The organism is Hymenobacter jeongseonensis, from assembly GCF_015694725.1.
Taxonomy (GTDB): Bacteria; Bacteroidota; Bacteroidia; order Cytophagales; family Hymenobacteraceae; genus Hymenobacter; species Hymenobacter jeongseonensis.
In genome coordinates, this window is the sequence record NZ_JADQDQ010000012.1 from 13,898 (window position 1) to 25,889 (window position 11,992).

The 11,992-nt window shown below is 57.6% G+C and carries 8 protein-coding genes; 5 read left to right on the forward strand and 3 right to left on the reverse strand.

Annotated elements, in window-relative coordinates:
• Nucleotides 1–11 precede the first annotated feature (11 nt).
• From I2I05_RS18425 to I2I05_RS18435, 3 genes are all read right to left on the reverse strand, one after another.
• The gene (locus tag I2I05_RS18425) at nt 12–1,250 is read right to left on the reverse strand and encodes a hypothetical protein (RefSeq protein ID WP_196283726.1); all 1,239 of its coding nucleotides are present in this window, start codon (nt 1,248–1,250) and stop codon (nt 12–14) included.
• The gene (fabD, locus tag I2I05_RS18430) at nt 1,251–2,156 is read right to left on the reverse strand and encodes an ACP S-malonyltransferase (RefSeq protein WP_317192376.1); all 906 of its coding nucleotides are present in this window, start codon (nt 2,154–2,156) and stop codon (nt 1,251–1,253) included. It abuts the gene before it with no gap.
• A 173-nt stretch (nt 2,157–2,329) separates the two neighbouring features.
• Entirely contained in the window at nt 2,330–5,287 is a 2,958-nt protein-coding gene (locus tag I2I05_RS18435) for a T9SS type B sorting domain-containing protein (protein ID WP_196283727.1), read from the reverse strand.
• A gap of 290 nt (nt 5,288–5,577) precedes the next feature.
• Here I2I05_RS18435 and I2I05_RS18440 point away from each other — a divergent pair, with 290 nt between their 5' ends.
• The 5 genes from I2I05_RS18440 to I2I05_RS18460 all read left to right on the forward strand — a co-directional run bounded on the left by I2I05_RS18440 (nt 5,578) and on the right by I2I05_RS18460 (nt 11,967).
• Nucleotides 5,578–6,333, forward strand: a complete 756-nt coding sequence (locus I2I05_RS18440) for a succinate dehydrogenase cytochrome b subunit (RefSeq protein ID WP_196283728.1) — start codon at nt 5,578–5,580, stop codon at nt 6,331–6,333.
• 102 nt (nt 6,334–6,435) lie between these two features.
• Nucleotides 6,436–8,370 carry a fumarate reductase/succinate dehydrogenase flavoprotein subunit gene (locus I2I05_RS18445; protein ID WP_196283729.1) on the forward strand — a complete coding sequence of 645 codons (1,935 nt, stop codon included), beginning with the start codon at nt 6,436–6,438 and terminating at the stop codon, nt 8,368–8,370.
• 156 nt (nt 8,371–8,526) lie between these two features.
• Nucleotides 8,527–9,282, forward strand: coding sequence for a succinate dehydrogenase/fumarate reductase iron-sulfur subunit (locus tag I2I05_RS18450; RefSeq protein WP_196283797.1), 756 nt, complete (start codon nt 8,527–8,529; stop codon nt 9,280–9,282).
• A gap of 190 nt (nt 9,283–9,472) precedes the next feature.
• Nucleotides 9,473–10,933, forward strand: coding sequence for an MBOAT family O-acyltransferase (locus I2I05_RS18455; protein ID WP_196283730.1), 1,461 nt, complete (start codon nt 9,473–9,475; stop codon nt 10,931–10,933).
• Nucleotides 10,933–11,967: a hypothetical protein gene (locus tag I2I05_RS18460; RefSeq protein ID WP_196283731.1), complete on the forward strand. Its 1,035-nt coding sequence runs from the start codon at nt 10,933–10,935 to the stop codon at nt 11,965–11,967. Before I2I05_RS18455 ends, I2I05_RS18460 begins: the two co-directional genes overlap by 1 nt.
• The last annotated feature ends 25 nt before the right edge of the window (nt 11,968–11,992 follow it).

Below are 11,992 nucleotides of genomic sequence, written 5' to 3' on the forward strand. Positions count from 1 at the left end.
CGTAGTCAGCCTTACTGCGCAGCCGTCCACGCCATGGGCGCCAGCTTGCGCAGGGCTCGTGCGTTGCTAATGGTGCGGCCCGCTGAATACACCAACCACATGCTCACAATGCCGACCACCAGCCAGGAAGACCAGCTCCGGTTTCCCGGCTTTGATTCGAACCAGCGGCCCATTCCCTGTAGCGCTAATAGCACCACAGGCCCAAACAGCACGCTGGCGTACCGTTCAGCATCGTAGAGCCCGGCGGCGCTGCGGGTGAAGGTGGTAGAAATCAGCAGCAATAGCACAAAGGCCAGCACCGCAATCCACAACACCCGCAGAAAACGATGCGGCCCCACCAACTCACTACCCGAGTGGCCGGCGCCTACTGCTTCCGGCTGAGGGGCTCGCGGCCAGAGCAGCGCCAGCAGCCCGGCCAATACCGGAGCCCAAAGCAGGGATAATTCGGGACGCCAGGCGGCGCGCACAGGCAGCAGCCAGCGGCTAACCACAAACCCATAGTCGGCTGCGGAACTGAAAAATTGCGGCCAGCCGCGGTTGAGGCGGTAAACGCTGGGGGCAGCTACCAATAATGCGTAAACGTGCCACACTACGCCCCCGAGCAGCGCCAGCCACGTATGCCCGGCCACCGGCAGCAGGCGTTTCCACCCCAGCGACCGGCGTGCCAGCAGCAAGCTCAGTGCTGTGCCCGCCAGCAGAAAGAAGCCCGCCGTACGCTGCAAGGGCAGCAGGAAACCCAAGGCCGTAGCCAGCCACCACCACTGCCGCTGCCCCTGCCGAAGCCAACGAAACAACGCGGCGGCATACCCCGCAAATAAGGCCAAGAACACCGCTTCGCCCCACACAAACTTGCTCACCACCAACCACGGCGTGCTGAAGGCCAGCAACCAAGGAAATACCAGGGCCAGCGAGCCCGGCAGCAGCCAGCGGCCCAGCCGGCTCCAAGCTACCAAGCTGACCACCATCGCCGCGCCGTGCAGTAACCGCAGCACCGCCAAGCTGCCGCCGAGGGAAACCAGCACTGGGTAAAGGGGCGGCCAGTAGCGGTACGCCGAGCCGTCGGGGTGAAGCAGGCGGCCGGCCGTTCGCAACGTGGTGGCCGCGTGCACATAGTAGCCCGAATCGGCGGTACCGGCCAAGCCGGGCCCGGTGGCCAAGGCAAACAGGGCCAGCTGCACCAGCACCGCCAGCGCCACCGACCAGCCAAACCACCGCGGCCAGTGTAGATTCTCGGGCAGAGGCAGCGCCACTTAGCCGATGGTGGCTGTGGGCACGATTTTCTTCACCAGCCCTTGCAATACTTTGCCCGGGCCGCACTCCACAAATTCGGTAGCCCCGTCGGCAGCCATCTGCTGCACGGCCTGGGTCCAGCGCACAGGCGCGGTGAGCTGGCGCAGCAGGTTGGCTTTGATTTCGGCCGGGGACGAGTGGGGCAGCGCGTCCACGTTTTGGTACACGGGGCAGCGTGCTTCGCCGAACGTGGTTTTTTCGATGGCCTCGGCCAGTGCGGCGGCGGCGCTTTGCATCAGGGGCGAGTGGAACGCGCCGCCCACGGGCAGCGGCAGGGCCCGCTTGGCACCGGCAGCTTTCAAGGCTTCGCAGGCCTTGGCCACGCCGGCGGTGGAGCCGGAAATGACCAGTTGGCCAGGGCAGTTGTAGTTGGCGGCCACCACAATGTCGCCGGCATCGGAAATATCCTGGCAGATTCGCTCCACGGTGGCATCATCAAGCCCCAGAATGGCGGCCATTGTACCGGGCTGCTCCTCGCAGGCGGCCTGCATGGCCTGGGCACGGCGGGCCACCAGCGGCAGCGCGTCTTCGAAGCGCAGCACGCCCGCGGCCACCAGCGCCGAAAACTCGCCCAGGGAGTGGCCGGCCGTCATGGCGGGTTGCAATTCGGGGCGAGCCACAAACTGGGCCACCGAATGCACAAAAATGGCCGGCTGGGTGACATCAGTGCGCCGCAGGTCCTCGTCCGAACCGCTGAACATGATATCGGTCAGGCTGAAACCCAGAATGTCGTTGGCCTGGGTGAGCAGGGCGCGAGCGTCCATGTTTTGCTCGATCAACTCGCGGGCCATGCCCGGAAACTGGCTGCCCTGACCGGGAAAAATGATGGCCGTCTGGAGAGAATCGGAGGAATTGGAAGGGTTCACGAGCACGCTTGGAGATAAATTAGAAGGCAATGACAAGGCATAGCGCCGGGCCAACCACCGCAGCGGTTGGGGACGCAAGCTGCAAATAAACGGGCCAACGGCACAACTCAGGCACAAAAAAGGCTGCTCCGTTGGGAGCAGCCTTTTTTGTTTTTCGCCTGCTGGTTAACCTCCTAGCGCCTCACCTCAACCCAGCCTTTGTAGGTGCGCTTGGTATTGGCAAAGTCCGCAAACTCCACCTCCGCCAGGTAGTAGTAAATGCCGTCCGACACTTTGGGGGAGTTGCCATTGCCCGACTCGCCGACGGGTCCGCCGCCGTCCCAGTTGATGAGGATGCGGTCGTCTGAAGTGGTCACGTTCTCGAACACTTTCACGCCCCAGCGATTGAAGGCCTGGTAGCGAATCCGCCGCACCGGGCTGTGGTTCTTGGGCCGGAACACCTCGTTCTGCCCGTCGCCGTTGGGCGTAAAAATATTGGGCAGGCGGAAGAACACGCAGTTATCCTGGCAAGCAATGTTGCTCGTGTCGCTCACCACCCCGCCCGGGGCCACGGCTTGCACGGCATAGCAGCCGCCGTTGAACTCCAGGTCGCGGTGCGTGTAGCTGGTTTGCGTGGTGGTGGCCAGCAGCGTGAACGGCCCGGTGGGCGTAGGCCGGTAATAAAGCAGGTAGCTGGCAATGTTTGTGTCGCAGCCGGTGGGCAAGGCACTCAGCGTCCAGCTGAGGCGGTTGGTATAGCGCTCGTTCGGGCGCGGAAACTCCGGCAGCGCCGCCAGGCTGTCGCAGTTCGTCGATTCCAGAGTCAACAGCGGGATGCACGGCGGTGACATCAGCACCATGCACTGCACCTGGCTCCGGTTTATCAGGGAGTTGAGGTAGCTAACGTCAGGGTATAGCCCATCGGTTTGTACATAGTAGCAATAGGTCTGGCCTTTACGAAGCACCGGGTCGTTGTCCAGGTAGATGCCGCCGGTGGGTGTGGTTGGTGCCGTGTTGAGCCGGACGAAAGGCCCCGTGTTGCCGGTGCGCCGGAAAATCACGGCCGGTCGCGTGGTATTGTCCCAAGGCACGTTGTAGGTCCAACTTACTGTAATGGCCGATGCTTCCGGGTTGGCAGGCACGGCGCTCACGCGCACACTGCTGGCCGTCGGTGCTACTTCCCGTATTGGTGCTTGGTTATCGCTAGGCGGAAAGGTGCGTACAAACTCCAGCTTATACGTGTATTGCAGCGCTTCAGTGTTGATACCAGCGTCGGTGTAGCACGTATCTGCCAATGAAGTAATAGTAGCAATGGGCGTAAAAGCCGTTGGCGTCAGGCCTTCGCCGCGCGATAGCACGTAGCTGGGGGTACCGCCCAAGGTCCCCCCGTTAGCTTGGCGGGGCTGGGTCCAGCACACCTGAATTTGGCCATTGGTCACGCCGGTATTTTCCACGTCCACTTTAATAAGACGGGCGGGAGTACCGGGAAAAGTAGCACAAGCCTCTTGCGAAGCAATACTGGCGCCTCCTTTTGGCAGCGGGAACTCCGCATAAATACGGTAACAATAGGTTTGGCCCCGGTCAAGGCCACGCACGTTGCCGTTGGCATCGGCATTTCTATCGAGGAAAGATGTTTCAGTAGCGGCCACGCTTCCTACCAAGGTATAGCCTGCCGAAGCCGGTATGCGGGTTTCGCAGTCATCAGGCGACCAAGACGAGGGATTCAACTTCCGGTAGATAAAAATGCGCGAGGCGTTAGCACATTGATAAAGGTTCCAATTGAGTTGGACACGGTTGCGGTCGGTACCACTCCCAATGACGGGGGTGGCCCGCAGGCTCTGGGGCGCGGGCCCGATGACAGTGATGCGCCATGTTTTCTCATCAATAAGCGGCACGTTGGTACCGGTTATCGGGCCTGGGGGGTTATCCTGGGCTTTGAACACAACCAAGTAAGGCAATTCCGCTACGTCTTTGCACTCTGTTTGCCAATTGAAAACACCTTCGGCTCTGGGCGGACCCGAAGCCGTTTGGCGAAAGGTAGCCGGCGGAATAATGCCCGAATAGGCAAACAGGGAAATGGGCGTCTGCGGGTTCGAGGGCGATGCGCCATCAACCGCCGAAACAGCGCCTGGCACATTCTGCCCAGCAATCACGCAGATGTCTTCCGGAATGGTAATCGTAGGCCGTATGTTGGGGGTGCCGGCTACAATTATCTGGATGTCGCGAATCACCTCGCCAATCTTGCGCCTGCCCAAGGGCGTACGGCGCCATTCTTCTACCACCATGGCCACGTTGTAGAGCCCCACGGTGTTGGGCGCATTCCAAGTGATTTGGCCGGTATTCACGTCCTGCACAAAAATGGCATCAGCGCCCTCTCTTCCCACCGGGACCCCATCGTATTCTACCTGAACTGGCCTATTACCGGAAATACTGGGGTCATTGGGATAGCGAAAGTTAGGGACAATCGTGTTGTTCGGCCGGTTGGTGCCGGACCCAACACACGGAGCGCCTACCACGTCCTGAATGGCCGTTGCCACCCGCTGGCTTTCCCGCAGTCTAAACGCCAGTGAGTCGCCGTCGGCATCGAATGCCGCGGGATTGTGCAGAAACACCTGGCCCACGCCCGCCTTGTCGATAGCCGGCGCCGTGAGCACAGGCGAACGGTTGTTCCGAATGGCGGGGTCCAACGTAATGGTGGTACTGATGTAGAACGACTGGTCATCCGACCGGTCCATGTTCAGCACGCCCCGGTTCCGGTTTTCGCCGATGAAGCTGACGACGTAGCTGCCTGTTGAGGGAAAGGTGTGCTCAAATAAGTAAATATTGAGGCTGGTATCGGGGCTGCCCGGAATGGGCCGTTCGACGCCCACCCGCGGCACCCCGTCAAAACAGCTCGAGGTGCCATCGCCAAAAAAGATGGTGGCGGTGGGTTGTTTCACCGGCGATGTATTGTCGGTGTAAAGAATCATCTTAAAAAAGATGCGGCGCGGAACCGGATTCGCCGTCGTATCCGGCTTGGCCTGAATGTCGCCGGCCCGAATGTGGGAGGCCCACGCCGCGTGCGGCAGCACGCCCAGCCCGGTGGCCATCACCAGCACGAGCAGCGCTAAACGCGGCAGCGCCCTAACCCGAAGTAGAAATTTTTGTAGCATACCGGCTAAATAGAGGAAAGTAAGGAGAACGAGTGGCCGCTACTCGCGACCGAACACATCAGGGGGCGTAGAAACCTAACATTCGCCAGTGCCAATGAGTTATTCTGCAATAACGCGCTTGTACGGGTAAACGATGCCCGCCGCGGATAGATTCACCACCGTTTGTGAGGTTTTTTTAGGCGCATGCACTAGCAGGCAAGAATCGGGCCTTTGCGTTGTTCGGTTAGCGGGTGGGGCCTACCTTTGGGTGCTATAAACACACCTCTTCACTTCCCCAGTTTGGCTACTTTATGAGTTGGATAACAAAAACTTTAACCAGCAGCATCGGCCGGAAGCTCATAATGTCCGTTACGGGCCTGTTTCTGTGCACGTTCCTGGTGGTTCATCTGGTTGGCAATCTGCAGTTATTCAAGCACGATGGGGGTGCTGCCTTCAATGCTTATTCGCATTTCATGGGCACTAACCCCATTATCCGCACCATTGAGTGGGGTTTGGTACTGGGATTTGGCTTTCACATTTACGAGGCATTTGCCCTTACCCGGCGCAACAAGGCCGCCCGCGGCCAGGGCTACGCGCAGTGGAAAGCCGAGCAGAACAGCGAGTGGACCTCCCGCAACATGGGCATCCTAGGCACCATCATCCTGATATTTCTGATTGTTCACCTCTACAATTTCTTCTGGCGTGCCCGCTTTGCCGGCGACCTGCCCAAGATGGGCGGAGCCGACGTAGAGACGGCCGACTACGACAACCTGTATTTGGCCGTTGTTTCGTCGTTTCAGCTCTGGTGGTACGTGCTGCTCTACGTAGCGGCGCAGATTAGCCTCGGGTACCACCTGTGGCACGGCTTCCGGTCGGGTTTCCAAACCTTGGGCCTGAATCACCGCAAATACATACCGGTCATCAAGTACGCGGGCTATGTCTTCTCGGTGGTGGTAGCGGCCGGCTTTGCTTCCATGCCCCTGTATTTCTTCCTGTTCACCAATGAACGCGGCGAAGTGGTTTCGAACGCCTCCTCCCTCCTTCAAAGCGTGGCTTCAGCATTTTAAATTCTTCGGAATATGTCCCGTAGAATAATAGCCCTTTAGCGTAACACCTGCGCTCATTGGCTGTTCTACAGGTCACTAGTCACTCCTTCACTCCGTTACTCTATGCTGTTGGATTCCAAAATCCCCGAAGGTCCCCTTGCCGAAAAATGGGAAAAGCACAAGTTCAACGTCAAGCTTGTGAACCCCGCCAACAAGCGGAAATACGACGTGATTGTGGTGGGCACCGGCTTGGCCGGCTCCTCGGCCGCCGCATCGCTGGCAGAACTGGGCTACAACGTAAAGGCGTTTACCTACCACGATTCGCCCCGCCGCGCGCACTCCATCGCCGCGCAGGGCGGCATCAACGCCGCTAAAAACTACCAGAACGACGGCGACTCCGTGTTCCGCTTGTTCTACGACACCATCAAGGGCGGTGACTACCGCGCCCGCGAAGCCAACGTCTACCGCTTGGCTCAGGTATCGGTCAACATCATCGACCAGTGCGTGGCCCAAGGCGTGCCCTTTGCCCGCGAATACGGCGGCCTACTGGCCAACCGCTCTTTTGGGGGTGCCCAGGTAAGCCGCACCTTCTACGCCCGCGGCCAAACCGGACAGCAGCTCTTGTTGGGCGCTTACTCGGCGCTGAGCCGCCAGGTGGCTTACGGCAAAGTGAAGCTCTACACCCGCTCGGAAATGCTGGACCTGGTGATGGTAGACGGCGTAGCCCGCGGCATCGTGACTCGCAACGTCATCACCGGCGAGATTGAAAACCACGCAGCTCACGCCGTGGTATTGGCTACCGGCGGCTACGGCAACGTGTTCTACCTGAGCACCAATGCCAAGCTCTGCAACGTGACGGCCGCGTGGCGTGCCCACAAGAAAGGCGCCTATTTTGCTAACCCGTGCTTCACCCAGATTCACCCAACCTGCATTCCCGTCAGTGGCGACTACCAGTCGAAGCTCACGCTGATGTCGGAGTCGCTCCGCAACGACGGCCGCGTGTGGGTGCCCAACACCGTGGAGCTGGCCGAGCGCCTGCGCAAAGGCGAGATTAAGGTAAACGACATTGCCGAAGCCGACCGCGACTACTTCCTCGAGCGCAAGTACCCGGCTTTTGGTAACCTAGTACCCCGCGATGTGGCGTCGCGCAATGCCAAGCAAATGTGCGACGAAGGACGCGGCGTAGGCAGCACCGGCCTCGCCGTGTACCTCGACTTTGCCGAAATCATTCAGCGCATCGGCGCCGACGGCGTGAGCCAGAAGTACGGCAACCTGTTTGCCATGTACGAGAAAATCACCGGCGAGGACCCCTACAAAATGCCCATGCGCATTTACCCGGCGGTGCACTATACCATGGGCGGCCTGTGGGTTGACTACAACCTGCAAACCACCATTCCCGGCCTCTACGCCACAGGAGAGTGCAACTTCTCGGACCACGGTGCCAACCGCCTCGGAGCTTCGGCCCTGATGCAGGGCTTGGCCGATGGCTACTTCGTTATCCCGTACACCATCGGTGATTACCTGGCTCAAACGGCCCCCAAGCCGGTTGACACCCAGCACCCTGCCTTTGCCGAAGCCAAGGCGGGGGTACAGGCGCGCACCGAGCAGCTCCTCGCCATCAAAGGCACCCGCACGCCCGACCAGTTTCACAAAGCGCTGGGCCACATCATGTGGGAGTATTGCGGCATGGCCCGCAACGCCGAAGGCCTGCGCCACGCCAAAACCGAGATTCAGCGCCTCCGCAAGGAGTTCTGGAGCGACGTGCGCGTGGTGGGCACCGGCGAAGAGCTCAACCAGACCTTGGAAAAAGCCGGCCGCGTGGCCGACTTCCTGGAGTTGGGTGAGTTGATGGTGGACGACGCGCTAGCACGCAACGAAAGCTGCGGCGGTCACTTCCGCGAGGAGTACCAGACGCCCGAGGGCGAAGCCTTGCGCGACGACGAAAACTTCGCCTACGTAGCGGCCTGGGAATACCAAGGCGACAACCAGCCCGAGAAGCTCAACAAAGAAGACTTGTCGTTTGAAAACGTGAAGCTGACCCAGCGCAGCTACAAATAATACCACCCGTCATGCGGCTGAAGGAAGCATCTTCTTACGCTGGCGCCCAATAAGTTACTAACCCAACAAGCGCCGGCGTGATTAGGTCCTTCGCTGGGCTCAGGATGACAAACGAGAACTAAAACTATGGCCGGCTCCAATCCCAACGCCAAACCGATGAACCTGACCCTGAACGTGTGGCGCCAAGCAGGCCGCCACGCTGAAGGAAAAATTGTAGAGTATAAAGTGAAGGACATTTCGCCCGAAATGTCCTTCCTGGAAATGCTCGACGTGCTGAACGAAGACCTGCTGCACGCCGGCCAGGACCCGGTGGCGTTCGACCACGACTGCCGCGAAGGCATCTGTGGCTCGTGCGACTTGTTCATCAACGGCCGCAGCCACGGTCCGGAGAAGGGCACGACTACTTGCCAGCTGCACATGCGCAAGTTCTCAGACGGTGACACCATCACCATCGAGCCTTGGCGGGCCAACGCTTTCCCGGTGAACAAGGACCTGAGCGTGGACCGCTCGGCGTTCGACCGCATCATTCAGGCCGGTGGCTACGTGAGCGTGAACACCGGTGGGGTGCCGGATGGCAACGACATTACCATTCCCAAGGAAATTGCCGACCGGGCGTTTGAGGCTGCAACGTGCATCGGTTGCGGGGCCTGCGTGGCCGCTTGTAAGAATGCTTCGGCCATGCTGTTTGTATCAGCCAAGGTTTCGCAATTGGCATTGTTGCCCCAAGGACACGCCGAGCGCAAAACCCGCGTGGAAAACATGGTGGCCCAAATGGACAAGGAAGGTTTTGGCGCTTGCTCCAACATCGGCTCCTGCGCCGCTGAATGCCCGGTGGGCATTTCGCTCGAAAATATTGCCATGCTGAACCGCGAGTTTCTTGTGGCCAAGGCTACGTCGAACAACTTGGCGTAGCGCTAATAAATTGGGACATAAAAAAGGCGTGACGGGTACCCGTCGCGCCTTTTTTATGTCCCGACCAAGCACATTATCAATTACCATTTGATAACGCATATTTCGATTAGCCCCCTGTTGATTGCCCCATGCCTAAACAGCATATCCCTACCTATTGCATTGGAATAACCATTTCTGAATAAGTAGGAATATGCTATTTAATTCCTTTCAGTTCTTGGTGTTTTTCCCAGTGGTTACCGCCATTTTTTTCTTATTGCCACACCGGTACCGATGGTTTCACTTGCTAATGGCTAGCTGTGTGTTTTACATGGCTTTTATACCGTACTACATTCTAATTCTATTTGCATTAATTCTTATTGATTATTACGCGGGGTTACTGATAGAAAAAGCTTCGGGAAATCGACGCAAATTTTATTTAATTATTAGCCTGGCAGCCAATATAGGGATGTTGGCTTTTTTCAAATACTACGACTTTTTTGTCGACAATCTTAATTCCCTATTGTCAATTGGGGGCGGTGCTGCTTCTCTGCCGCTCTTACGGATTATTCTGCCCATTGGCTTGTCGTTCCATACGTTTCAGGCCATGAGCTACACCATTGAGGTGTATCGGGGTACCTACCCCGCCGAGCGCCATTTTGGGATATATGCGTTGTACGTCATGTTCTACCCGCAATTGGTGGCCGGCCCCATCGAGCGCCCCCAAAACATCTTGCCTCAGCTTCACGAAGAGAAGATTTTCGATTATGATAATGTGGCAAGTGGGCTGCGCTTAATGGCTTGGGGACTATTTAAAAAAGTGGTAATTGCCGACCGGCTGGCCGCAATGGTCAACGAGGTATATGGCCACCCGGAGCAGTTTCGGGGTTTGCCGTTGCTGGTTGCCACTGGTTTCTTTTCCTTTCAGATTTACTGCGATTTCTCCGGGTACTCCGACATGGCCCGGGGCGCAGCACGGGTTATGGGGTTCAAATTGATGCTGAACTTTGACCGACCTTATTTTGCCCAAAGCATTGGGGAGTTTTGGCGGCGGTGGCACATTTCCCTTTCCACGTGGTTCAAGGATTATGTGTACATCCCGCTCGGGGGCAACCGCGTTTCTGTACCGCGTAACTACCTCAACTTGCTTCTAATTTTCTTGCTAAGTGGCTTGTGGCATGGGCCAAGTTGGACGTTTGTGATGTGGGGAGCTTTGCATGGCAGCTATTTAATAATGGCTCACCTCACCGTTAACCTCCGAACCAGCCTTATTAAACGGCTGCATCTGCCGGCGTTGAACCACCCGTTGGTTAGCATCTTCTTCACTTTTGGACTCGTGACCTTTGCGTGGATATTCTTCCGCGCCAATAATTTGTCCGACGCATTCTACATCGTGCGGCACCTGGCCGATAATGCCGAATCGCTGCGGCACGGCGCAACGTGGTACGGGCTCGAAACCGTGTCAAGCTTTTACACTATGGGGGAATGGCTGGCTTTAGCTGGCGCGCTGGCCATATTACTGTTAGTAGAAAATAGCCAGCGCCGCGTAGCCGTGGGCGCATGGCTTACCCGGCAGGCAGCGCCGGTCCGTTGGAGCCTCTACTACGGAATTGTGGGTTACATCGCCCTACTCGGCGCCTTTAAGGAATTGAAATTCATTTATTTTCAGTTTTAATGCGCCACATTCCATCCCGCGCAGGCCAATTGCTCAGCAAGCTGCTGCTGCTAAGCTTGCCAGGCTTGGCGTTGGTTATTTCCTATTTTGTGTTCGACCCGTTTTGGGTGTTGTACCACTACCCAACGTTCTCAGGCAACCTCATCACCATTCCAAACCGGGATTACGTCAGCACCCAGATGTATGTCAACACATACCAGACCCGGCGCTACCAGTCCTTTATTTTTGGAAACTCCCGCACCATGGCGTTCCAGATTGGCGACTGGTACCAGTATATCGGCGGCAACCCAGCATTCCATTTCGATGCTTCCAGTGAAACGTTGTACGGCGTTTGGAAAAAGCTGGAGTTTATTGAAGCCCGTAGTCCGGGCATTAAGCATGCCCTCATTGTCTGCGACCCTTCGCTGCTGAAAGAAACGCGGGATATCAAAACGCACCTCACCCGCAAAGACCCGCGGCTGACGCAGGAGTTCCCCCTGGGATTTCACGTGAGTTTTTTGAAAGCCTACCTATCCAATCAGTTTTACTTAAAATACTTGAAACGGCGCCTCACGGGCACCTACACGCCGGATATGGCCGGCATGCTGGAAAGCCGCCGGATATTTTACGACCCGCTCACCAACGACTTGCGTTTGCCGGATGTCGAACAGGAAATTCGCACCGACTCAACCGGCTATTACGTGCGTAAACATCTGCACCCGCGCCCTACTCTGCCAGCGGTTGCGCCGGCCGTGATTGGCCCGGTGCAGTTGAAGCAGCTGACGGCGATACGGAACATTCTACACCGGCAGCGCACCAATTACCACTTCATTATCAGCCCGCTTTATTACCAAGAGCAAATGAATCCGGCTGATGTGCGTACGCTGACGCATCTTTTTGGCGCCGAGCGAGTCCACAATTACAGCGGTGTTAATCGATTTACTGAAGTGGTAGGAAACTATTACGAAGAGTACCATTACCGTCCGGTGGTCGGACGCCAGATTCTTAAAGCCATTTATCTTTCCGATAGCCTGAATAGCTCACGCCCCAAGTAAGGCTGCCCTATTCTTTTAGTTAATT

Excerpts from the sequence above, each read along its gene's own strand:
- I2I05_RS18440 (WP_196283728.1), top strand. The coding sequence starts at position 5,578 with ATGAGTTGGATAACAAAAACTTTAACCAGCAGCATCGGCCGGAAGCTC.
- I2I05_RS18455 (WP_196283730.1), top strand. The coding sequence starts at position 9,473 with ATGCTATTTAATTCCTTTCAGTTCTTGGTGTTTTTCCCAGTGGTTACC.
- I2I05_RS18450 (WP_196283797.1), top strand. The coding sequence starts at position 8,527 with ATGAACCTGACCCTGAACGTGTGGCGCCAAGCAGGCCGCCACGCTGAA.
- I2I05_RS18460 (WP_196283731.1), top strand. The coding sequence starts at position 10,933 with ATGCGCCACATTCCATCCCGCGCAGGCCAATTGCTCAGCAAGCTGCTG.
- I2I05_RS18445 (WP_196283729.1), top strand. The coding sequence starts at position 6,436 with ATGCTGTTGGATTCCAAAATCCCCGAAGGTCCCCTTGCCGAAAAATGG.
- I2I05_RS18435 (WP_196283727.1), bottom strand. The coding sequence starts at position 5,287 with ATGCTACAAAAATTTCTACTTCGGGTTAGGGCGCTGCCGCGTTTAGCG.